We start from the raw sequence: 23,059 nt of genomic DNA, 5'->3' as shown, positions 1-23,059 counted from the left end.
GCTTCGGCAAATAATATTCTGATGCGCAACAGACTGCCTTTTGACCAGATTGTTCGCGCGCAACGCAGTATCCTAGCACCTCCTCGCCCGCCGACGCTAAGATCACGCGGGCCGTACTACAGGTTTGAAAACGAATGAATGCTCTAGCCCGCCGTGCCGCTGGCCTGTTGCTCAGCACGCTTTGCCTACCCCTGGCCGCCTTGGCCGCCGACCCGCAACCGACCCACGAATTCACCCTCGACAACGGTTTGAAGGTCGTCGTGCGCGAGGATCACCGCGCGCCCGTGGTGGTCTCGCAGATCTGGTACAAGGTCGGCTCGAGCTACGAAACCCCGGGCCAGACCGGCCTGTCCCACGCCCTGGAACACATGATGTTCAAGGGCAGCTCCAAGGTCGGCCCGGGCGAAGCCTCGCTGATCCTGCGGGACCTCGGTGCCGAAGAAAACGCGTTCACCAGCGACGACTACACCGCCTATTACCAGGTCCTGGCCCGCGACCGCCTGGGCGTGGCCCTGGAACTGGAAGCCGACCGCATGGCCAGCCTGCGCCTGCCGGCCGACGAGTTCAGCCGGGAAATCGAAGTGATCAAGGAGGAGCGCCGCCTGCGCACCGACGACAAGCCCATGGGCAAGGCCTTCGAGCGCTTCAAGGCGATGGCCTATCCGGCCAGTGGCTACCACACGCCGACCATCGGCTGGATGGCCGACCTCGACCGCATGAAGGTCGAAGAGCTGCGCCACTGGTACCAATCCTGGTATGTACCGAACAACGCCACCCTGGTGGTGGTCGGCGACGTCACCCCGGATGAAGTCAAAACCCTGGCCCAACGCTATTTCGGCGCCATCCCCCGGCGTGACACACCGCCGGCGAAGATCCCGCGGGAACTCGACGAGCCCGGCGAACGCCTGATCACCCTGCATGTGAAGACCCAGTTGCCGAGCCTGATGCTCGCCTTCAACGTGCCGAGCTTCGCCACCGCCGAAGACAAGCGTTCGGTCACCGCCCTGCGCCTGATCGCCGCCCTGCTCGACGGCGGCTACAGTGCGCGCCTGCCGTCGCAACTGGAGCGTGGCGAAGAGCTGATCTCCGGCGGCTCGTCGAGCTACGACGCCTACACCCGTGGCGACACCCTGTTCCTGCTTTCGGCCACCCCCAACAGCCAGAAGAAAAAAACCCTGGCCGACACCGAGGCCGGCCTCTGGCGCCTGCTCGACCAACTGAAAACCCAGGCACCGAGCGCCGAAGAGCTGGAACGCGTACGTGCCCAGGTGATCGCCGGCCTGGTCTACGAACGTGACTCCATCACCAGCCAGGCCAGCGCCATCGGCATCCTGGAAACCGTCGGCCTGTCCTGGAAAATGATGGACACCGAACTGGCCGACCTGCAAAGCGTCACGCCGCAGGATCTGCAGAAAGCCGCCCGTACCTATTTCACCCGCGAGCGCCTCAGCGTCGCCCATGTATTGCCCGAGGAGAGCGCCCAATGAGTCAGTCCAAGGGGCCACGTTTCGCCCTGCTCGCCCTGACCCTCGCCGTCGCGGCGGGCGGTATCGGCTTTTATCTGTTCGATGCGCGTAATACCCAGGCCAGCCAGGCCCTGGACGCGGCCAAGTCCGGCCACAAGCTGCAATCGCTGGCGGAGCTGGACGGCAAGGCGCCGGCGCACCGCAGCCTGAACGTACAGACCTGGAAAACCGCCGAAGGCGCCAAGGTGCTGTTCGTCGAAGCCCATGAACTGCCGATGTTCAACCTGAACCTGACCTTCGCCGCCGGCAGCAGCCAGGACGGCAACGCCGCCGGCCTCGCCGCGCTGACCAACGCCATGCTCAATGAAGGCGTGGCCGGCAAGGACGTCGGTGCCATTGCCCAGGGCTTCGAAGGCCTCGGGGCTGACTTCGGCAACGGTTCCTACAAGGACATGGCGATTGCTTCGCTGCGCAGCCTCAGCGCCCCGGACAAACGCGAGCCGGCGCTGAAGCTGTTCGCCGAGGTGGTGGGCAAGCCGACCTTCCCTGCCAACTCCCTGGCGCGGATCAAGAACCAGTTGCTGGCCGGTTTCGAATACCAGAAGCAGAACCCCGGCAAGCTGGCGAGCCTGGACCTGTCCAAGCGCCTGTATGGCGATCACCCCTACGCGCACCCGAGCGAAGGTACGGCACAGAGCATTCCGCCGATTACCCTGGAACAGCTGCGCGCCTTCCATGCCAAGGCCTACGCGGCCGGCAACGTGGTGATCGCGCTGGTCGGCGATCTGTCCCGCAGCGAAGCCGAAGGCATCGCCAGCCAGGTCTCCGCCGCCCTGCCCAAGGGCCCGGCCTTGCCGAAGATCGCCCAGCCGGCTGAACCGAAAGCCAGCGTCGGGCATATCGAGTTCCCGTCCAAGCAGACCACCATCCTGATGGCCCAACAGGGCATCGACCGCACCGACCCGGACTACGCAGCCCTGTCCCTGGGCAACCAGATCCTCGGCGGCGGCGGTTTCGGCACCCGCCTGATGAGCGAAGTGCGGGAAAAACGCGGCCTGACCTATGGTGTCTATTCGGGCTTCTCGCCGATGCAGGTCCGGGGTCCGTTCCAGATCAACCTGCAAACCCGCGCCGAAATGAGCGAAGGCACGCTCAAACTGGTGGACGACGTGGTCGCCGACTACCTGAAAAACGGCCCGACCCAGAAGGAAGTCGACGACGCCAAGCGCGAAATGTCCGGCAGCTTTCCGCTTTCCAATGCGAGCAACAGCAGCATCGTCGGCCAGTTGGGCCTGATGGGTTTCTATGACCTGCCACTCGATTACCTGGAAAACTTCGTGCAACAAACCCAGGCGCTGACCGTCGAGCAGATCAAGTCCGCCATGAACAAACACCTGAGTGTCGACAAGATGATCGTCGTCACCGCAGGGCCCACGGTGCCGCAAAAGCCCCTGCCGCCACCGACTGACAAACCCGCCGAGCAGCCGCTCGGGGTTCCGGAGCATTAATGGCCAGCCCATCGCGTCCCAGCAAGAAACCCGCTCACCCCCATAACGGTGTGAATCAACTGCGTATCATCGGTGGCGAATGGCGCAGCCGACGCCTGAGCTTCCCGGATGTCCCGGGGCTGCGGCCGACCCCGGACCGGGTGCGCGAAACCCTGTTCAACTGGCTGGCGCCCTATGTCGCCGGGGCCAAGGTGCTCGACCCGTTCGCCGGTAGCGGCGCCTTGTTCCTCGAGGCCCTGTCCCGTGGCGCGGCCATGGGCCAGGCACTGGACGCCAGCAACCTGGCGGTGGCCAACCTGCGCGAACACCTGGGCACCCTGCGTTGCAGCGTCGGCCAGGTGCAGACCGCCGACGCCATGCGCTACCTGGAAACCCAGGCGGCCACGGCCTTCGACCTGGTGTTCCTCGACCCGCCGTTCAACCAGAACCTGCTGCCCGGCATCTGCGCCCTGCTGGAAGAACGCCAGTGGCTGGCCGACGACGCGTGGGTCTACACCGAAAGCGAAAACGCCCCCTCGGGCCTCGGCCTGCCGGGCAACTGGCGCCTGCACCGCGAGCAGAAGTCCGGGCGGGTCCACTACGCGCTGTGGCAGCGCAGCATAGCCAGCCAATAACCTGAGCGGCGGTTCGAGCCAAGCCTCAGACCGCCGTCACTATCCCGCTACCGCCAGCCCCTCCGTCATCCGGATCAAGGTGTTCCTTTGCAGCTCAAAAGGCCCCCGAAGGATGAAATGCCCCTACCCACGATGTGCACTCGGCCTGCTTTTCCTGCCGGTCATCGCCCTCGCCACCCCCTTGCCCAGCACCCACGAGCTGATGCTCGACAACGGTTTGAAAATCATCGTGCGCGAAGATCATCGAGCCCCCGTCGTGGCGGCCCAGCTCTGGTACAAAGTCGGCTCCAGTCACGAACCACCGGGTGAATCAGGGCTTTCCCATGCCCTGGAACACCTGTTGTTCCAGGGCAGCAGCAAAGTCTGCCCCGGCCAGGCGTTCGAGATCATGGAACGCCTGGGCGCGCGGATCAACGCCTTCACCAACCATGACAGCACCACCTACGAATACCTGATGCCACGCCATGCCCTGGGCGTCGCGCTGGAAATCATGGCCGACCAGATGAGCACCGCCCGACTTTCGCCAGCCGCCTTCCGGCGTGAAATCGAGGTGATCAAAAACGAGCGGCTGCAGAACGTCGATGACACCCCAGGGACACTGCTCGACGAGAAGATGCGCAGCATCGCCTTTACCACCAGCGGCTATCGCACCTCGACCATCGGCTGGCTACACGACCTGCAACGCATGAACGCCCAACAACTGCAACGCTGGTACGCCACCTGGTACGCGCCGAACAACGCCACCCTGGTGGTGGTCGGCGATATCACCCCCGGGGAGGTCGAAACCCTGGCCCGGCGCTACTTCGCCGACCTGCCCGGCCGAACGCTGCCAGAGACCAAGCCCCCACTGGAGCTGAACGAGCCGGGCGAGCGACGGATCATGCTCCAGACCCGTAATGAGTTTCCCAGCCTGATCATGGCGTTCAACGTGCCCAGCCTGGTCACCGCCGCCGATCCGCATACCGCGCACACCTTGCGCCTGCTCAACGAACTGCTTGGCGTCGGCTCCGGCTCGCGGCTTTTCAGGGAGTTGAAGTTCCATGAAGAGCTGGTCACCCGGGCTCACTCGCGCTATGAGGCCTTCAACCGGGGAGACGCCTTGTTGAAGATCGTCGTCGACCTGGACACTCTGAAAAATCCCAGCCTGGACGACCTTCAGACACGTCTGTGGCAACTGCTCGACGAGCTCAAACGCTCACCTGTCAGCGCCCAGGAGCTGGAGCGCGCGCGCACCCGGATAATGGCGAAACGCGTCTTTGCCCTCGACTCCCTGGAAAACCAGGCGCAGAAACTCGGCGGCCTGGAAAGCGTCGGCCTGTCGTGGCCCCTGGAGGAACTGGAAGAAGAACAACTGAAAGCCGTCACGCCCCTGGATATTCAACGCGCCGCGCAAACCTACTTCACCCACGAGCGACTCAGCGTTGCCCTGGCCAGCCCCGGGAAAACCCACCATGAATAAGACTAACCTGGTGTTATCGAGCGTTCTGCTGACATTCATCTGCACCCCTGCCACCCCCGGGCCGAGGGCATCCGCTGGCGGCGAGCTGTCGACCGTCAATCCCCTGCAATCGCTGAGCGCGGTCCAGTACCTGGCCCCCACCCCCACCACCCGCCTTGTTCGCGGCTGGAAAACCCTCAGCGGGAGCAAGGTGCTCTTCGTTGAAACCCATGGCCTGCCCTTGCTCGATGTGGCCGTGAGCTTTGCCGCCGGCAGCCGTTATGACGGCGAGCAACCCGGCTTGGCGGCCATGGCCCTGAGCCTGCTCAACGAAGGGTCGGAGGGCAAGGATGTCGACACCATCCTGACCGCGTTCGACAGCCTGGGGGTGAAGCTGGGCAATGGCATTGACCGCGACCATGGCTTTTTCACCCTGCGCAGTCTCAGCGACGAAGCTGTCCGCACACCGGCCCTGCAGTTGTTGAGCGAAGTGTTGAGCAAACCCAGCTTCACCCGCGACGCCATCCGCCGGGTCAAGAGCGAGATCATCGACCGGCAAATGCGCGAGGATGTCGCCATCGACACCTGGATCAGTCATCGCTTTGCACCGCCGCTCTACCCACGGCACCCGTATGCCCAGCCTCTCTATGGCACTCGGGAAAGTATCGGGGAAATCACTGCCGAGCAGCTGCGCAGCTTTCACAGCAAGGCTTACAGCGCGGGCAACGCCATTATCCTGCTGGTCGGTGATCTCTCATTGGAGCAGGCACAGAGCATCAGCGTGAAGATTTCCGACGCTTTGCCCAAAGGTCCGGCATTGCCACCCACCGCCAGCGCCCGGCCTGAAGACAGTGTCGTCGGTACCTTCCATATCGAACAGCCGACCACCCTGATTCATCTGGATTTCGCCCAGATCGCTCCGCCCCGGAATCATCCCGATTACGTCGCCCTCTACGTGGCCAGCCTGATTTTTGGCGGCGGCTTCGACAGCCGCCTGATGAAAGTCCTGCGCGAACAGCACGGCGTCACCTATTCGGCTGAGGCCCAACTCAAGAACTGGCAAGCCCGGGGCCCGTTCCATATCAACCTCTCGACCCCTCCCGAATACCGCGAAGCCGTTATCCGGCGGGTCAAGCGGATGTTCGAACAACTCCTGAAAGACGGCCCGACCGAGCAGGAACTGCAGAACATCAAGCTGAGCCTGCGCGGTGACATGGCCCTGAATGGCGCCAGCAATGCGGATATCCTCCAGGCGCTGCTGGTGATCGCGCGTCACGACCTGCCACTGAGCCTGACGGACTACGCCGAACAGGCCCAGCAACTGACCCGCGAAATGATCAGGACGGCCTTGAACAAGCACTTTGATGCCGAGAGCTGGGTGGTGACCAGCACCGGCCCGAGCGTCGCCCAGCAAGCGTTGCCCGATCTCCAGGTGCGGGGACCCAGTTGCCAGCCTCGCGCCCTGCCGCCCGGATAAAAAGCTGCGGCAATGGACAGGACTGTGGCAATTTAGATGCATCGCACGCACAAGCGTGGCCGCCATGGCGACTTGCTGATGGCAGCACCCGACCTGTCCATTCCCACTTCGAGACTCGCTGCGTTGCCGCCATTTTCCCAGCCCACTCATTTACCGGGTTTCACCCCTGCCACAGGCCTGGGCAACCCACACCTGCAGACCTTGTGGGGGCCGCTCTGGCGCAAGACCGTCCACCTTGACCGTCGGCGTGAACGCCTGTGGCTTGACGATGGCGACTTCCTCGACCTTGACTGGCACGGCCCGCATGCCGCCGAGACGCCGTTGGTGCTGATCCTCCACGGGCTCACCGGTTCGTCGAACTCGCCTTATGTCGCCGGCCTGCAACAGGCGCTGGGCAACCAGGGCTGGGCCAGCGTGGCGCTGAACTGGCGGGGCTGTTCGGGAGAGCCCAATCTACTGGCGCGCAGCTATCACTCCGGGGCCAGCGAAGACCTGGCAGCCACGATCGCCCACCTCAAGGCCCAACGCCCGCTGGCGCCGCTCTATGCCGTCGGCTACTCCCTGGGTGGCAACGTGCTGCTCAAGCATCTGGGGGAAAGTGGCCAGGACAGTGGCCTGCAAGGCGCCGTGGCGGTGTCGGTGCCGTTTCGCCTGGACCAGTGCGCCGACCGCATCGGCCAGGGCTTTTCGCGGCTCTACCAGGCGCATTTCATGCGCGAGATGGTGGCCTATATCAAGAACAAGCAGCGCCAGTTCCAGCATGACGGGCGGATCGAGGGCCTGGCGACCCTGAGCGACCTGGGACCGCTGACCGGCATGCGCACCTTCTGGGATTTCGATGGCCGGGTCACCGCACCATTGCACGGTTTTGCCGATGCCCAGGATTATTATCGCCGCGCCTCCAGCCGCTATTTCCTTGGAGCGATTCGCACCCCGACGCTGATTATCCAGGCCAAGGACGACCCCTTCGTGTTTCCCCACAGCCTGCCGGAGCCTGACGAATTGGCACCGGGCATCCAGTTCGAATTGCAGGCCAAGGGCGGGCATGTGGGGTTTGTCGACGGCTCGCTGGGCAAGCCGACTTACTATCTGGAGAGGCGCATTCCACAATGGCTGGCCGATAGGCAATATTGAGCGGAATGCGCGATGCCTTTCTATCGATCAGGCATATTCGTGGTAGCTGACAGCGCCAAGCGGCGTGGCGATATCATTCACGAGTGGCACCAGCACTTGCCCATCCGAATAGCCATCTGGCTGATCCTCGACCCAGGCAAAAACTTCGGCTTCGAGTTCCGCATCCACCAGCCAGTCTTCCAGCATTTCAATCTCACGGTCTTGCAAGGACGCTTTTTTGTCCAGCAGCACACTACGGCCCAGCGCGAGCATCTTGTGATGGGTATTGTTCGCCAGGGTTTCAAAGTGTTTGGCGAGAGGTTCCATCTGCCCGCTGTATCGTGGCTCGGCAGGGGTTCGCGCCCCTGCCGATTCGTCCATTTCCTCTACCGACCTCGGATCGAGTTGATTATTCAACACGGCCTGTCCCATAAAAATCTCCTGTATCCGTTCTATCAAAGAGGTTTCTACAGCGTGCATCGCTCCACGCTCATGGGGATTAAGCCGGTTACGGAGTCCGGCCTGTAGGTAGATAAATCTCGGCCGCCGGGATAATCAGTCGCCCGTCGCCACCGCTCGCTGCGGATCGGTAATCCACTCGCTCCAGGACCCGGCATACAACGTCCCCAACGGATAACCCGCCAGGCACAGGGCAAACAGGTTATGACACGCCGTCACCCCGGAGCCGCAATACGCCACCAGTTCCCGTGGCGAGCGATCCCCCAGCTTGGCGGCGAAACGCTGCTTGAGCTGTTCCGCAGGCAGAAAACGCCCATCCGCGTCCAGGTTCTCGTTGAACGCCGCACACTGTGCGCCGGGAATATGGCCGGCCACCGGATCGATCGGCTCCACTTCACCACGGAAACGCGGCAGGGCACGGGCGTCCAGCAGGGTCATCGACGGTTGCCCGAGGCGCTGCTGCAAGTCTTCGACGCTGATCTGCAGCGCCGCGTCCGGCGTCCCCTCGAAGGTTCCACGACCGGCGGTGGGTGGATTCAGGCTCAGTGGCTGACCGGCCGCATGCCAGGCTTTCAACCCGCCATCGAGCAGGAACACACCGTCGCGCTTGCCCAGCCAGGCCAGCAGCCACCAGGCCCGGGCGGCGTACATGCCCGGGCCATCGTCATAGAGCACGACCTCGCTGTTGGCACTGATACCCCAGGCCCGCAGGCGCTCGACCAGGGCCACCGGATCCGGGAGCGGATGACGCCCGGTCAGCCCCTTGATCACCGGGCCACTCAGGTCCCGCTCCAGATCGGCGTGGTGTGCGCCTTCGATATGCCCCTGGGCATAACTGCGCTGCCCGTAATCCGGGTCATCAAGGGCAAAACGGCAATCCAGGATCACCAACCCGGGCCGGGCCTGGCGTTCGGCCAGTTGCCGGGGGCTGATCAGCTGCGCAAGGGACATGGCGAACGCCTCCTAAGTGAAGTGAATACAAAACAATTGTAGGAGCGAGCTTGCTCGCGATGGTGGTCCAGGCGCCGCGGGGTGCCAGGACGCCCGCGTCATCGTTGACGTCCATCGCGAGCAAGCTTGCTCCTACAACACCATAACCTAGCTTCCCTCATCCAGGGCCTGGGCCAACGGCACATAAAACTCACTGAGCAACTTGTCCACCGCCGCCCGCGACTGCGCGGTGACAAAACCCGACTCCAGCACCAGCACCTGATAGACCCCACGCTTGATCGATTCTTCGCTCAGGTGATGGGCATTCTCGCGGGTAGTGCTCAGGAAACGCACCCAGGAGGTCAGGATAATCCAGGCATTGAGGGTCAGGGCCTCGATCTGCACGGCATCCATCCCCAGGATCCCGGCCGCGACAAAACCCGCGTAGATCGCCTGGCCCTGGATCAGGCAGCGCTGGGAAAAACGTCGGTAACGGGCGGCCAGTTCGGCATCGCTTTCCAGCAGATGTTCAAGATCACGGTGCAGGAAGCGATAACGCCACATCGCCGCGAGCAAGGCCTTGAGGTAGAAACGCTTGTCGTCGATGGTCGCGGCGCGACCCTGGGGCGGGCGCAGAAAACTGTCGACCAGGGCTTCGTACTCGGCAAACAGCACGGCGATGATCGCCTGCTTGTTGGGGAAGTGGTAGTAGAGGTTGCCCGGAGAAATGTCCATGTGCGCCGCGATATGGTTGGTGCTGACACTGCGCTCGCCCTGCAGATTGAACAGATCCAGGCTGTTCTGGACGATACGCTCGCTGGTTTTTATTCGAGGGGCCATGACTTCAGCTTTACTTCCAGAAGACGGTATCGGCCATCTTACGGCCTATCCGGCCGCGGATAAATCGCCATGATTCTCAGCCGCTATCAGAACGCACAGGCACTCCCTGTTGACTTTCTGGAGCATTAGCTCTAAACATTTGTTTAAAAATAAAATCACACACCGGAGCGCGCCATGTCTGCCGAAATAGCCTATCTGCAGGAGTCTCAGCAGCAACTGGACCAACTCCAGCGCCAGTTTCAAGCGCAGCGCCAGGCTTACGCCGCGCACCCCATGCCTCCCGCCGAGCAACGCCGGCAATGGCTCGACAGCCTGCGCCAACTGCTCAGCGACGAACGCCAGGCGCTGATCGACGCCATCAGCCAGGACTTCGGCAACCGCAGCGCCGATGAAACCCTGCTCGGCGAACTCATGCCCAGCCTGCACGGCATCCAGCATGCCCGCCGCCACCTCAAGGGCTGGATGAAACCGTCGCGCCGTCGGGTCGGGCTGGCCTTCCAGCCGGCCTCGGCCAAAGTCGTCTATCAACCATTGGGAGTGGTCGGCGTGATCGTGCCCTGGAACTACCCGCTGTTCCTCAGCGTCGGCCCACTGGTGGGCGCGTTGGCGGCGGGTAACCGGGTGATGCTCAAGCTCAGCGAGTCGACCCCGGCCACCGGCCTGTTGCTCAAGGAACTGCTGGGCCGGGTATTCCCGGAAGACCAGGTGTGCGTGGTACTCGGCGAAGCCGAGATCGGCATGGCCTTTTCCAAGCTGCCGTTCGATCACCTGCTGTTCACCGGTGCCACCAGCATCGGCCGACACGTGATGCGCGCGGCGGCGGAAAACCTGACCCCGGTGACCCTGGAACTGGGCGGCAAGTCGCCGGCCATCGTCTCCCAGGACGTGCCCCTCAAGGACGCCGCCGAACGCATCGCCTTCGGCAAGACCCTCAACGCCGGCCAGACCTGCGTGGCGCCGGACTACGTGCTGGTGCCGGAAGATCGGGTCGGGTCCTTCGTCGAAGCCTACCGACAGGCAGTGCGCGGCTTTTATCCGACCCTGGTCGACAACCCGGACTACACCAGCATCATCAACGACCGCCAACTGACACGGCTCAACGGCTACCTCAGCGATGCCACCAGCAAGGGCGCGCTGCTGATTCCGCTGTTCGACCAGGGCCAGGGTCGGCGCATGGGCCACAGCCTGCTGCTGAACGTCAGCGATGAGATGACCCTGATGCAGGACGAGATCTTCGGCCCGTTGCTGCCCATCGTGCCGTACAAGGGCCTGGATGAGGCCTTTGCCTACATCAATAACCGGCCTCGCCCCCTGGCGCTCTACTACTTCGGCTATAACAAGGCCGAACAGCAACGGGTGCTCGATGAAACCCATTCCGGCGGCGTCTGCCTGAATGACACCCTGCTCCATGTGCCCCAGGAAGACCTGCCCTTTGGCGGCATCGGCCCCTCGGGCATGGGCCATTACCATGGCCACGAAGGTTTCCTGACTTTCAGCAAGGCCAAGGGCGTGCTGACCAAGCAGCGCTTCAACGCGGCGCGGCTGATCTATCCGCCCTACGGCAAATCGATCCAGAAACTGATCCAGAAACTCTTCGTTCGTTGATGTTCCACTGCCCAGGTGAATAACAAGAATGCCAAGCCTGTCTGAATCCCCCGAACTGAGCCGTCGCGGCGTGCTGAAACTCGGTCTCTGCGCCGGCGCCTTCCTCAGCAGCGCCGGGCTTGTCGCCAGCCTCAGCGGCTGCTCGGCCGGCCATCCGGCCAGCGGTTTTACCGTGTTGCAGGCCAATGACCTGCCGTTTTTGCAGGCGCTGATCCCGGTGATGCTCGAAGGCGCTGTCGCCGCCGAGAAAATCCCCGCCGCCATCGACCAGACCCTGGCGAGCCTGGACTACAGCCTCGACCACCTGTCGCCGGAAATGCTCAAGCTGACCCGGCAACTGTTCGACGTCCTCGGCATGGGCATCACCCGTGGGCCGCTGACCGGCATCTGGGGCAGTTGGGAAAATGCCAGCAATGCGCAGATCCACGGCTTTCTCAAGCGCTGGGAAAACAGCTACCTGAGCCTGCTGCGCATGGGCCACGCGTCACTGCTGCAACTGGTGATGATGGCTTGGTACAACCGCGCCGAAGCCTGGGCGCACTGCGGTTATCCAGGCCCACCGAAAGTCTGATCCTTGTAGATGCCCGGTTTCTGACAAAACAACAATAAAAGAGGCTGCACATGCCCGTACCCGATCTGTTTCGCGAAGGCCTGGCCCGAGGCTGGAAAACCTACAACGGCTCTCGCCTGGAGCAGGACCTGACGCTGGAGGCCGATGTCGCCATTATCGGCAGCGGCGCGGGCGGCGGCACCACCGCCGAAATCCTCAGCGCCGCCGGCTACAAGGTCCTGCTGATCGAAGAAGGCCCGCTGAAAACCAGCAGCGACTTCAAGATGCTCGAAGACCAGGCCTACACCAGCCTCTACCAGGAAGGCATCGGCCGCATGAGCAAGGACGGCGCCATTACCATCCTCCAGGGCCGCGCCGTCGGCGGTACCACACTGATCAACTGGACCTCGAGCTTCCGCACTCCGGACCAGACCCTCGAACACTGGGCCAAAGAGCACAACGTCAAGGGCCATGGCAGCGCCGAGATGGCGCCCTGGTTCGAGAAAATGGAACAGCGCCTGGGTGTCGCCCCCTGGGTCATGCCGCCCAACGCCAACAACGACGTGATCCGCAACGGCTGCGAAGCCCTCGGCTACAGTTGGAAAGTCATCCCGCGCAACGTGCGCGGCTGCTGGAACCTGGGTTACTGCGGCATGGGCTGCCCGACCAACGCCAAGCAGTCGATGCTGGTCACCACCATCCCGGCAACCCTGGAGAAAGGCGGCGAGCTGCTCTATCTGGCCCGGGCCGAACGCTTGCAGATCGAAGGCGATCAGGTCACCGGCCTGCTCTGCGTGGCGATGGACGAACGTTGCGTGGCCCCCAATGGCCGGACAATCCAGGTCAAGGCCCGGCATTACGTGCTGGCGGGCGGCGGCATCAACAGCCCGGGACTGCTGTTGCGCTCCAAGGCACCGGATCCCAGCGGCCAACTGGGCAAACGGACCTTCCTGCACCTGGTGAATTTCTCCGCTGGGCAGTTTTCCGAAGTCATCAATCCGTTTTACGGCGCGCCCCAGTCGATCTATTCCGACCATTTCCAGTGGAATGCCGGCGTCACCGGGCCGATGTCCTACAAACTCGAAGTCCCGCCCCTGCAACCGGCCCTGGCCAGCACCCTGCTGGGCGGCTTCGGCACGCAAAACGCCCTGCGCATGCAACAACTGCCGCATACCCACATGATGCTGGCGCTGATGCGCGACGGTTTCCACCCGGACAGTCCCGGCGGCAGCGTGGAACTGCGCGGCGACGGCACGCCGGTGCTCGACTATCAGGTATCGGCCTATGCCTGGGACGGCCTGCGCCGGGCGTACCACAGCATGGCCGAGATCCAGTTCGCGGCGGGCGCCAAGTCGGTGCTGCCGCTGCACGCCGATGCCGACTACGTGAATACCCTGGCCAAGGCCCGGGAACTGATCGACGAACTGAGCCTGGAGCTGTACCGCACGCGCCTGGGCAGCGCCCACGTCATGGGCGGTTGCGCCATGGGCGAAGAGGCGAAAAGCGCGGTCACCGATAGCCTCGGACGCCACCATCAGTTGCGCAATCTGTCGGTCCACGACGGCTCGCTGTTCCCCACCAGCATAGGCGCCAACCCACAGCTTTCGGTTTATGGTCTGACAGCCAAGCTGGCGACAGCCCTCGCGGAGCGCTTGAAAAACCCGTGAAAAAGAGGACTATTCGTCGCGTCTATAGTGCTTTCTTCCCGGTATCCTGACTTGGCCGACCGGAAAGGCTGCGATACCATCCGACTCCCCTAAACGGATACCCGCCAGGACGACGCGATGAACCGAGTGTTGTACCCAGGTACCTTCGACCCGATTACCAAGGGTCATGGCGACTTGGTCGAGCGCGCCGCGCGCCTGTTCGACCACGTGATCATCGCCGTGGCAGCCAGCCCGAAGAAGAACCCGCTGTTCCCCCTGGAGCAACGTGTGGAGTTGGCCCGCGAGGTCACCCAGCACCTGCCCAACGTGGAAGTGGTGGGGTTTTCCACCCTGCTGGCGCATTTTGCCAAGGAACAGAACGCCAATGTCTTCCTGCGTGGCCTGCGCGCCGTGTCGGACTTCGAATACGAGTTCCAGCTGGCAAACATGAACCGTCAGTTGGCTCCGGACGTCGAGAGTCTGTTCCTCACGCCGTCGGAGCGTTATTCATTCATTTCGTCGACCCTGGTCCGGGAAATCGCGGCCCTGGGCGGCGATATCACCAAGTTTGTCCACCCGGCGGTGGCCGACGCACTGACCCTGCGCTTCAAGAAATAACGCCGGGCGCAGGCACTGTCGAGGCTGGCTATTGCGGCCGCCTCGACGGGCGCGCGTGCACTGCGCGCGCCAATGCGGCACAATTGGCGCATTAGTTTTCATGTTGCCCGGCCTGCCGCCCGGGCCGGAGTGCCCATGTCCCTGATCATCACCGACGATTGCATCAACTGCGACGTCTGCGAACCCGAGTGCCCGAACGCCGCTATTTCCCAAGGCGAAGAGATCTACGTGATCGACCCGAACCTGTGTACCCAGTGTGTCGGCCATTACGACGAGCCGCAATGCCAGCAGGTCTGCCCGGTGGACTGTATCCCACTGGATGAAGCCCATCCGGAAACCGAAGATGAGTTGATGATCAAATACCGGAAGATCACCGGTAAGGCTTGAGCATTGTAGCGAATCCAAGGCCCTTTTCGCGGGCAAGCTCCGCTCCCACAGGTTTTGTGTCATACACAATATTTAGTCTTGGCTCAGATATTGTGGGAGCGGAGCTTGCCCGCGAAAGGGCCATCACTGACGCCGCAGCCAGCAAGGGCTGTACCGGGCGCCAGCAGATTACTGGTCGCCGTCAAACCCTTCCGCCGTGCAACCCAGGCAACGGGCAAAGGCCGCTTTCCCGGGGGCGAGCACCAGTGATTTGCCGGCCTTGCCCATGCCGTCGACACCACCGAATGCGGTAAACGGCAACGACACCACAAACACCGCCGTACCCACCAGGGTCGCGCCCACCAGCAAGGGACGGGCGATGATCAGGTCGGCGATCATCGCGTAGGCCGGTGGGTTCTGGATCGAGTAGGTCGGGTCGCCACTGGTACCATCGTCCGCCAGCACCGGCAACGCCTGCAGACCAAAACTCAGGGCCACAACCAGGGCCAGGGTGCGAAACGGGTTCATGGCACTATCCTTCAACAAAGCAATGGATGGCAAAGTCTTAACTATAACAGCGTCCGCACGCTTGTCAGGTCAGCTCTGACAACGCGGGCAGTACACGCTGGCCCGCTGCCCCAGACGAATCTCACGCAAGACAGTGCCACAGACCTTGCAATGCTCGCCACCACGCCCGTAGACGAAGAGTTCCTGCTGGAAATAGCCGGGTTGGCCGTCGCCGCCGATAAAGTCGCGCAAGGTGGTGCCGCCCCGTTCGATGGCCGCTGCCAGGATGCGTTTGATCTCGATCGCCAGCGCCAGGTAGCGCCCTCGGGAAATACTCCCGGCCTCGCGGCGCGGGTCGATGCCGGCGGCGAACAGCGCCTCGGTCGCATAGATATTGCCGACCCCCACCACCACCGCGTTATCCATGATGAACGGCTTCACCGCCATGGAACGCTTGCGCGACAGCTGGAACAGCCGCTCGCCGTCGAACAGCTCGGTCAGCGGCTCCGGCCCCAGGCGCGCGAGCAATTCGTGATTGAGCGGGTCCAGGCTCCAGAGCATCGCACCGAAACGCCGTGGGTCGGTGTAGCGCAAGGCCAACCCGGATTCCAGCTCGATATCCACATGCTCGTGCTTGGCCGCCGGCAAGCCGGCTTCCACCAGGCGCAGGTTGCCCGACATGCCCAGGTGACTGATCAGGGTCCCGACCTCGGCATTGATCAACAGGTATTTGGCCCGCCGCTCCACCAGCACGATGCGCTGCCCGGACAGGCGCACATCGAGGTCTTCCGGGATCGGCCAGCGCAACCGACGGTCGCGCACGATCACACGGCTGACCCGCTGGCCTTCCAGATGGGGCGCAATACCGCGCCGGGTGGTTTCGACTTCAGGTAATTCAGGCATGGCGGCCCCAGGTCAGGCAATAACGGGCTCGGCGACGACGCTCGGACGCTTAGTGAGTACCGAGTTCGCGGATGTTCTCTCTGAGGTTCTCGAAGTCATAGTCGGACAGGCCGACATAATCGAGCACCAGATGGCCGATGGCGTTCCATTCGTGGTCTTCGGCTTCGTTGCCCAGCACCCGATGGGACGCACAGATATGTTCAGCCATTTTCAGGATGGCCAGCAGGTTCTTCAACTGGCTGTTGCGGGTCGATTCGTCGCTGAAGATCGCCAGGGCATTGTGGTGATTGGCGATGGCGTTGGTCACATGCTCCGGCAGGCGCCAGGATTTGGCCGTGTAGTAGCCGACCACCGCATGGTTGGTGTTCAACTCGGCGTTTTCCGTGTCCACCACGCGCTGCTCCGGGCTGGCATTGGCGTAGGCCCGCTCCAGCACCGCCATATAGTTGGGGAAACGCTTGATCATCAGCGGAATGCCGCAATCGTGGAACAGCCCCAGGGCATAGGACTCATCGACCGCCTGGGCGCCGGTACGCTTGGCCAGGGTCAGGCTGGTCATGGCCACGTCCTGGGCGGTGTCCCAGAAACGATTGAGGGTGACGATGGTTTCATCAGCCATCTCACCCTTGATCGATTGCGCGTTGATCAGGTTGATGATCGAGCGACTGCCCAGCAGATTCACCGCGCGCTGGATCGAGGCGATCTTGTTCGACAGGCCGTAGTAAGGCGAGTTGACGATTTTCAGCAGCGCGCCGGAGAGCCCCGGGTCCTGGCTGATCAGCCGGGCGATCACCTCCAGATCCGGGTCAGGCATGTACTGCTCCATCTGCAAATCCACCATGATTTGCGGCTGGGGAGGCACGCTAATGCCTTGCAGGGCCTGCTGGATCTGTTCAGGTGAAAGTTCTTGGGACATGGGTACACACTCCGGGCGAGTGAGGGATTCTAGCGGAAAACCTGTACGCCATGGGCCAAGTGTACAATCGCTTACATGAAACATCGCACGCCGGGGACGCCCAACTCCCGCTATAATCCCGCTCTTTTTTCCCCGGAGCGACGTCATGTCCCTGCCTAGCCTACGCCTTAAAGCCAACGCCGACCGACGCCTGCGCAACGGTCACCTGTGGGTCTACAGCAACGAAATCGACGTGGCGGCCACTCCACTTCACGGCTTCAAGGCCGGCGACCAGGCCCTGCTCGAAGCTGCCGGCGGCAAGCCGCTGGGCATCGTCGCCATGAGCCCGAACAACCTGATCTGCGCGCGCCTGCTGTCGCGCGACATCAAGCTGCCGCTGGACAAATCGCTGCTGGTACACCGTCTCAACGTGGCCCTGTCCCTGCGCGATCGGCTGTTCGACAAGCCGTTCTATCGCCTGGTCTACGGCGATTCCGACCTGCTGCCGGGGCTGGTGGTGGATCGTTTCGGCGATATCCTGGTGGTCCAGCTCGCTTCGGCGGCCATGGAGCAGCACAAGGATGAAGTGATCGCGGCGCTGGTCCAGGTCCTGAAACCGAGCGGCATCCTGTTCAAGAACGACTCCGCGGCCCGTGACGCCGAAGGCCTGGAGCGTTATGTCGAGACCGTGTTCGGCCTGGTGCCGGAATGGGTCGCCCTGGAAGAGAACGGCGTGAAGTTCGAAGCGCCGGTCATGGAAGGCCAGAAAACCGGCTGGTTCTACGACCACCGCATGAACCGTGCGCGCCTGGCGCCGTATGCCAAGGGCAAGCGGGTGCTGGACCTGTTCAGCTATATCGGCGGCTGGGGTGTGCAGGCGGCGGCGTTCGGTGCCAGCGAAGTGTTCTGCGTCGATGCCTCGTCCTTTGCCCTGGACGGCGTGGAACGTAACGCGGCGTTGAACGGTTTTGCCGAGAAGATGACCTGCATCGAAGGTGACGTGTTCGAAGCCCTCAAGGAACTGAAGGCCTCCGAAGAGCGTTTCGACGTGATCGTGGCCGACCCGCCCGCCTTCATCAAACGCAAGAAAGACCTGAAGAACGGCGAAGGCGCCTATCGCCGCCTGAACGAGCAGGCCATGCGCCTGCTGAGCAAGGACGGGATCCTGGTCAGCGCCTCGTGCTCGATGCATCTGCCGGAAGATGACCTGCAGAACATCCTGCTGACCAGCGCCCGTCACCTGGACCGCAATATCCAGCTGCTGGAACGCGGCGGCCAGGGCCCGGACCATCCGGTACACCCGGCAATTCCGGAAACCCGTTATATCAAGAGCATTACTTGCCGGTTGTTGCCTAACAGCTGACTTTTCCGCGGCGCGGAGCAGCCCTGCTCCGCGCCTTGAGGATAATTAAATACCCGCCCCAATCCTCATTCAAACACGCCCTCGTTCAATCACACCTCTTACAACATACATGCGTCAAACCCACACCCACAACAACAAAAACATATAAATCGTCCTACACGACAAAGATCCCCCTTACAAAATTACTGGAAGCTTCCTACTTATTTTTCCCTTGCCAACAACCACAACCAAACTACTATTGAGATAGTCATTTCACAAATGACTAAGACAGCAATATCAGCCATTCAACTCAATGGAGTAACACTCATGAAAAAAATTAATCTGGAAGCCAAAAAAATCGCCAACCTTAATTGCTTGGCAGCAACCAAGCAGCGCTAATATCAATGAGGGATCGGGAAGTGCCGGCGGCCCGACCCCCTCTTGTTAGCATTCCCCAACAAGGTGGCACACCATGCATATAAATCCGAATCTATTTATTATTGCTCGACCACCACACCAGATCGTATGGAACTATAAAACACACACCCAGTACGAATTAAACGTTCATTATGCAAAACGTCTGACCGAACTCATAGACAATCCCGACTCATTTGACGCCAATGCTTCGATGGACGCAGAATTTCTCGCATCCGGAATTATTAGCGCAACAAAACACACGACCCTTGACTGGAACTGGGATGAGCTGTCGAAGATATTCCATATCGGCACCAAGGACATTCCTTACGAACATGAGATCCAAGATATTCAAGAGTGGTCAGTTCACTATCTGGCACATTGTGATGAAGTATTGAAAAAGCCGGCACCTGACTTCCTCTCAGAGCCCCCCCCCACACCCCCTCTAATCCATCTGCCACCCCCATTGTCGGCAGGGTCATTAAAGATGTCGTTGACCCACAGCCTGATCAGTAGAAAAACCTGCCGATCATTCAGCGAAGACGAAATATCCCTCAACCACGCCAGCACATTACTCTATCTCTCACTCGGTTATCTGAAAGAACGCGAGCAGGATATAGATGAGTCCATTCCCGAGACATTACGATCACGACGCAGCAGCCCTTCCGGGGGTGGATTGAATGCCTGCGATGGCTTTATCTATGCTCGTAGGATCAAGGGGATAGATCCCGGGATTTATCGCTATCATCCAAACCACCATGCATTGAGCCTCACAAGCCCGTTGCCTGCCAAACCTCTGGGTCTATTCCTGGCTGGTCAGCATTTCATCAACGCGTTGCCTTTCGGTGTGTTTCTCACCTGTCGCTTTGACAAATTGTGGTGGAAATATGAGCACTCGCGAGCCTATCGGATGGCCTACGTCGAAACGGGTCACATCTCCCAAACGTTCCAACTGATCGCCACTGCACTCGGGCTGAAAACCTGGCTGACCGGCGCTATGGCTGACGAACGAATCGAGGATTTGCTGAATTTGGAAAACAGTCCTGAACAAGTCCTGTTTTTCGTGGGATGCGGAAAGGGCGATTCAGAAGCTCAGTGCAAAGAACTCCGCACGCTGATCGAGGAACGGAGTGTTCAACAATGACACTTTCCAGCTCCATGGCCAACTCGCCCCTCTTTACTTTGGGAGACTGGGATAACAAAGCCTGTGTAAGAACAAGAAAAAGCAATTTTCTTTTTCCTTCCAAGCGAGAGCTGGAGCTTGAACTAGAAAGTAAATACTGGTTCCCTCCAACCTTCATGCCCTATCTACAACACCCATTAACCGTTAACACAGACAAGAAACTCAAGCAAAGACTAACAGCCAACCACTTGATTCATTTTCTCGACTACACCACCGTACTAGAACACAAAATCGTCAATCGGTCTGTAGAAACTATTATCCATGGGGAATTGCAAGATGACATACCTGAGTCAATGAAGTCCGCCGCCTTACAACTCTATACCGATGAGGGCTACCATGCATATTTTTCTTATGAAATAGCCAAACAGGTTTCAGAATACTATTGTATTCAGAGCCAAAGTCCTAGACCACTACGAATCACTCTCTTGCTTGACCTTATCGATAGAGTCGAGACAGAGCACAAACCACTGGCATGGTTCCTGATTGGTTTTGTATCCGAGACAATCATTGCCAAAGAGCTACTCAACGTCACCTGTAACACCATAATTTCCAGCGTATACCAGATTCTACGACAGCATCTGGAAGACGAAGCTCGACACAGTCGATTTTTCGCAGATGCTTTCTGCTATTTTTGGCAGCGCCTTGAAGCCAACCAACAGCTACTCACAGTAGAACTGCTGAAAAACATCATTCTGATTTTTTCAGAAGTTGATGAGCCGTGGCTGACAGAAAGTCTCCTCAGCACAGGTTTCTCCACCTCTCAAATCCGTACTATCATCTACCCACTCTTGAATAAGTCTACCGCTATCCAACGCATCCGAGTCGGTGCCACGCCTACTTTCCTTGCTATGAAAAAAGCTGGTGTTTTCGACAACAAACATAACAAACTTCCTTTCAAGGAAGCGGGACTGATCGATGATTGAGTTAAGTCATACCATAGAGAAAAACAAGAAAATCTCGGCTATTGCGCTCTTACTGTCCATGGTGTTGCTAGGGGTATTTCCTATCGATGTGCTGCTCCCGTCTGTTCCTTCACTGTCCTCTCATTTCAATCGATCCCCTGCCGACATTGCCCTGTCCATCAGCCTGTTCGCCGTCGGCATATCCATTTCTCAATTATTCATCGGGCCATTATCAGACAAAATAGGCCGAAAAAACCTCCTTCTGACCGGTATGGCGATATCCATGCTGGGGGCGCTGGGGTGTGCGCTAGTCAACGAATACAGTCTGTTTTTACTTTTTCGCCTAATCCAAGCACTCGGGTGCGGCTGTTTTGTGCTCTCACAAGCCCTCGTCCAAGATCTATTCGAGGGCAAAGAGCGAGATCGGTTACGCATTCTCATCGTTACCGCCAGCGGTATTTTCATATCGCTATCACCCTTGGCCGGCGCCTCATTGCAGAACCGGCTTGATTGGCCAGGCAGTTTCTATATATTTACCATAGTCGCCGCGGTGGTATTTATCAAAGCCTACCTGCTCCTAGAGAATCCTATCCCTATAGTGGAGCGCGCCCCTCACCGCTCAATTTTCCAATCCTATCGCCATATTTGCACAGATATAAAGTTCCTTGGCTATTGGCTAATCGCTGCGCTGGTTTTTACTTGTCACTTTTCGTTCATCGTTGCTTCACCATTGATATTCATGGAGCATTTGCAACTCTCCGAGTACGAGTTCTCACTAACCCTGTTGTTCTACGGCGCTGCTTATGTCATCGGCGGTGCAGTCGCAGGACTTCTAAGCACCAAAATAACCGCCAACACCCAAATCACAGTGGGCCTATGCTTTATTTTCTGCGCGGGCATGATGCTATTTTACCTGTCACATCACTTCGGTTTGTCGACAATAACGATGCTGATACCGATGATCATTTGTACTGCGGGCACCACTATCACTCGTCCTGCTGCGACCTCAAAAGCCATGGAGTGTTTCCCGGACCAAGCTGGCGCAAGCGCCTCTGCTGGCAACACGTTGATTTTCGTTTGCGGCGGACTGATCAGTGCGCTAGTCAATCTCAGCCCAGTGGCACTCGAAGCGACACTCGCCTTGTCCTTTCTGCTATTGAGCACGACCGGACTTGGCCTGAACACGCTAATCCAGCGACGTAACCAGCGGCCGGTTTTCGAGTAACACGATCCCGGTCGTCATCCTTCATACTCCATAATCCCAGCCTCGGCAGTTGCACCCTTTTCCTGTTGCTGGAACGCGGTGGCCATGGCCCGGGTCATCCGGTACACCCGGCGATCCCGGAGACGCGCTATATCAAGAGCATTATTTGCCGGTTGTTGCCTAACAGCTAAGATCGTACCCAGCTCGCTCCCCCTGTAGGACCGAGCTTGCTCGCGATGCGTTCCAACGGACACATCCTGACCCACTGCCAGCAAGACAATCCGAACCTCCCTCCATTAACGTTGTTCCTCCACTTGCACAGAGGACAACGGAATGTCCAGCTTCCCTCACACCCATCGACTACGCGTCGGCCGCTTTTCGGAACCGGGGCGCATCTACCTTCTTACCGCAGTCACCCTGAATCGCCAGCCGATCTTTATGGATTGGCACCTGGGCCGACTGGTGGTGAATGAGTTCAAGCAGGCCGAGCAAACCGGTGCCGCGCAATCATTGGCCTGGGTCGTGATGCCGGATCATTTTCACTGGTTGCTTGAACTGCACAACGGCGACCTGCCCAGGCTGATGCAGTGCACAAAATCCCGCAGCGCCCGCGCCATCAACAAAATCAGGGGACTTCAGACACCACTCTGGCAAAAGGGCTACTTCGATCGGGCACTGCGCCGTGAAGAAGACTTGAAAGCCATGGCTCGTTACATTGTCGCCAACCCGCTACGAGCGGGACTGGCCGAGCATATCGGCGATTATCCGCTTTGGGATGCCATATGGCTCTGACAGTACGCCCCCGTCTGTAGGAGCGAGCTTGCTCGCGATGGGCGTCAACGATAACGCGGGGTACCTGGTGTCCCGCGGTGCCCGAACTTCCATCGCGAGCAAGCTCGCTCCTACAGAATATTCATATCCGGAAACCACCAGTCGTCATCCCACACGCGTTGTGACCCCTGACACAACACTTGCCGCGATTCCTTCCGTCCACGACCCGTGTAGAATCAGCTTATTCATCGCCAGTCATCCCCCGGCGGGTTTATGAGCTCAGGCTGAAACGCACGGCGATCCCGTGG

At 60.2% G+C, this 23,059-nt stretch carries 22 protein-coding genes and 1 pseudogene; 17 read left to right on the top strand and 6 right to left on the bottom strand.

The genetic code is table 11. The features are described from left to right. Nucleotides 1–134: 134 nt before the first annotated feature. The 6 genes from HX830_RS15095 to HX830_RS15070 all read left to right on the top strand — a co-directional run bounded on the left by HX830_RS15095 (nt 135) and on the right by HX830_RS15070 (nt 7,637). The gene (locus HX830_RS15095; protein ID WP_103494451.1) at nt 135–1,487 is read left to right on the top strand and encodes a M16 family metallopeptidase; all 1,353 of its coding nucleotides are present in this window, start codon (nt 135–137) and stop codon (nt 1,485–1,487) included. After that, nucleotides 1,484–2,974: a M16 family metallopeptidase gene (locus tag HX830_RS15090; RefSeq protein ID WP_152736812.1), complete on the top strand. Its 1,491-nt coding sequence runs from the start codon at nt 1,484–1,486 to the stop codon at nt 2,972–2,974. Before HX830_RS15095 ends, HX830_RS15090 begins: the two co-directional genes overlap by 4 nt. Further along, nucleotides 2,974–3,588 (top strand): 16S rRNA (guanine(966)-N(2))-methyltransferase RsmD, encoded by a 615-nt coding sequence (gene rsmD, locus HX830_RS15085; protein WP_152736811.1) that lies wholly within the window; start codon nt 2,974–2,976, stop codon nt 3,586–3,588. Before HX830_RS15090 ends, rsmD begins: the two co-directional genes overlap by 1 nt. Nucleotides 3,589–3,700: 112 nt before the next feature. After that, entirely contained in the window at nt 3,701–5,047 is a 1,347-nt protein-coding gene (locus HX830_RS15080) for a M16 family metallopeptidase (RefSeq protein ID WP_152736810.1), read from the top strand. After that, nucleotides 5,040–6,503: a M16 family metallopeptidase gene (locus tag HX830_RS15075; protein WP_152736809.1), complete on the top strand. Its 1,464-nt coding sequence runs from the start codon at nt 5,040–5,042 to the stop codon at nt 6,501–6,503. The genes HX830_RS15080 and HX830_RS15075 overlap by 8 nt, the downstream gene beginning before the upstream one ends. A gap of 36 nt (nt 6,504–6,539) precedes the next feature. Continuing rightward, nucleotides 6,540–7,637, top strand: a complete 1,098-nt coding sequence (locus HX830_RS15070) for a hydrolase (RefSeq protein ID WP_370868265.1) — start codon at nt 6,540–6,542, stop codon at nt 7,635–7,637. Nucleotides 7,638–7,664: 27 nt separating this feature from the next. On the opposite strand, the gene HX830_RS15065 is transcribed toward HX830_RS15070, so the two are convergent. From HX830_RS15065 to HX830_RS15055, 3 genes are all read right to left on the bottom strand, one after another. Then, a complete protein-coding gene (locus tag HX830_RS15065) occupies nt 7,665–8,096 on the bottom strand; it encodes a hypothetical protein (protein ID WP_152736808.1) in 432 nt (143 codons plus the stop codon). A gap of 75 nt (nt 8,097–8,171) precedes the next feature. Continuing rightward, complete coding sequence (locus tag HX830_RS15060) at nt 8,172–9,026, bottom strand: sulfurtransferase (RefSeq protein WP_177100986.1); 855 nt, start codon at nt 9,024–9,026, stop codon at nt 8,172–8,174. A gap of 147 nt (nt 9,027–9,173) precedes the next feature. Further along, a complete protein-coding gene (locus tag HX830_RS15055; RefSeq protein WP_152736805.1) occupies nt 9,174–9,845 on the bottom strand; it encodes a TetR/AcrR family transcriptional regulator in 672 nt (223 codons plus the stop codon). Between the two features lie 174 nt (nt 9,846–10,019). Between HX830_RS15055 and HX830_RS15050 the strand changes: the two genes are divergently transcribed. The 5 genes from HX830_RS15050 to HX830_RS15030 all read left to right on the top strand — a co-directional run bounded on the left by HX830_RS15050 (nt 10,020) and on the right by HX830_RS15030 (nt 14,651). Further along, the gene (locus HX830_RS15050) at nt 10,020–11,450 is read left to right on the top strand and encodes a coniferyl aldehyde dehydrogenase (protein WP_152736804.1); all 1,431 of its coding nucleotides are present in this window, start codon (nt 10,020–10,022) and stop codon (nt 11,448–11,450) included. 28 nt (nt 11,451–11,478) lie between these two features. Beyond that, nucleotides 11,479–12,021, top strand: a complete 543-nt coding sequence (locus HX830_RS15045; protein WP_152736803.1) for a twin-arginine translocation pathway signal protein — start codon at nt 11,479–11,481, stop codon at nt 12,019–12,021. Between the two features lie 50 nt (nt 12,022–12,071). Further along, the gene (locus tag HX830_RS15040; RefSeq protein ID WP_152736802.1) at nt 12,072–13,667 is read left to right on the top strand and encodes a GMC family oxidoreductase; all 1,596 of its coding nucleotides are present in this window, start codon (nt 12,072–12,074) and stop codon (nt 13,665–13,667) included. A gap of 117 nt (nt 13,668–13,784) precedes the next feature. After that, entirely contained in the window at nt 13,785–14,264 is a 480-nt protein-coding gene (gene coaD / locus HX830_RS15035) for a pantetheine-phosphate adenylyltransferase (RefSeq protein ID WP_100944586.1), read from the top strand. A gap of 135 nt (nt 14,265–14,399) precedes the next feature. Next, entirely contained in the window at nt 14,400–14,651 is a 252-nt protein-coding gene (locus HX830_RS15030; protein WP_103494464.1) for a YfhL family 4Fe-4S dicluster ferredoxin, read from the top strand. 168 nt (nt 14,652–14,819) lie between these two features. Here HX830_RS15030 and HX830_RS15025 read toward each other — a convergent pair whose 3' ends face one another. The 3 genes from HX830_RS15025 to HX830_RS15015 all read right to left on the bottom strand — a co-directional run bounded on the left by HX830_RS15025 (nt 14,820) and on the right by HX830_RS15015 (nt 16,902). Beyond that, entirely contained in the window at nt 14,820–15,158 is a 339-nt protein-coding gene (locus HX830_RS15025; protein ID WP_152736801.1) for a multidrug transporter, read from the bottom strand. A 69-nt stretch (nt 15,159–15,227) separates the two neighbouring features. Further along, complete coding sequence (gene mutM / locus HX830_RS15020; protein ID WP_100944583.1) at nt 15,228–16,040, bottom strand: bifunctional DNA-formamidopyrimidine glycosylase/DNA-(apurinic or apyrimidinic site) lyase; 813 nt, start codon at nt 16,038–16,040, stop codon at nt 15,228–15,230. A gap of 49 nt (nt 16,041–16,089) precedes the next feature. Further along, a complete protein-coding gene (locus tag HX830_RS15015) occupies nt 16,090–16,902 on the bottom strand; it encodes an HDOD domain-containing protein (RefSeq protein ID WP_177101023.1) in 813 nt (270 codons plus the stop codon). 199 nt (nt 16,903–17,101) lie between these two features. Here HX830_RS15015 and HX830_RS15010 point away from each other — a divergent pair, with 199 nt between their 5' ends. The 6 genes and pseudogenes from HX830_RS15010 to HX830_RS14990 all read left to right on the top strand — a co-directional run bounded on the left by HX830_RS15010 (nt 17,102) and on the right by HX830_RS14990 (nt 22,772). Continuing rightward, complete coding sequence (locus HX830_RS15010; RefSeq protein WP_152736799.1) at nt 17,102–18,298, top strand: class I SAM-dependent rRNA methyltransferase; 1,197 nt, start codon at nt 17,102–17,104, stop codon at nt 18,296–18,298. A gap of 451 nt (nt 18,299–18,749) precedes the next feature. Beyond that, nucleotides 18,750–19,835, top strand: coding sequence for a SagB family peptide dehydrogenase (locus HX830_RS15005; protein ID WP_177100984.1), 1,086 nt, complete (start codon nt 18,750–18,752; stop codon nt 19,833–19,835). Continuing rightward, complete coding sequence (locus HX830_RS15000) at nt 19,832–20,797, top strand: diiron oxygenase (RefSeq protein WP_177100982.1); 966 nt, start codon at nt 19,832–19,834, stop codon at nt 20,795–20,797. Before HX830_RS15005 ends, HX830_RS15000 begins: the two co-directional genes overlap by 4 nt. Then, on the top strand, nt 20,790–22,001 hold the full coding sequence (locus tag HX830_RS14995) for a multidrug effflux MFS transporter (protein ID WP_152736796.1): 1,212 nt from the start codon (nt 20,790–20,792) through the stop codon (nt 21,999–22,001). Before HX830_RS15000 ends, HX830_RS14995 begins: the two co-directional genes overlap by 8 nt. 65 nt (nt 22,002–22,066) lie before the next feature. Continuing rightward, a pseudogene (locus tag HX830_RS32495) lies at nt 22,067–22,171 on the top strand (RlmI/RlmK family 23S rRNA methyltransferase); the annotation flags it as partial. A gap of 142 nt (nt 22,172–22,313) precedes the next feature. Next, nucleotides 22,314–22,772 carry an REP-associated tyrosine transposase gene (locus HX830_RS14990; protein WP_152736795.1) on the top strand — a complete coding sequence of 153 codons (459 nt, stop codon included), beginning with the start codon at nt 22,314–22,316 and terminating at the stop codon, nt 22,770–22,772. Nucleotides 22,773–23,059 lie beyond the last annotated feature (287 nt).

Source organism: Pseudomonas gingeri, assembly GCF_013385425.1.
GTDB classification, from domain to species: domain Bacteria; phylum Pseudomonadota; class Gammaproteobacteria; order Pseudomonadales; family Pseudomonadaceae; genus Aquipseudomonas; species Aquipseudomonas gingeri_D.
Note: the sequence above shows the minus strand (reverse complement) of the source record. Positions and strands in the feature narration are given on the sequence as shown.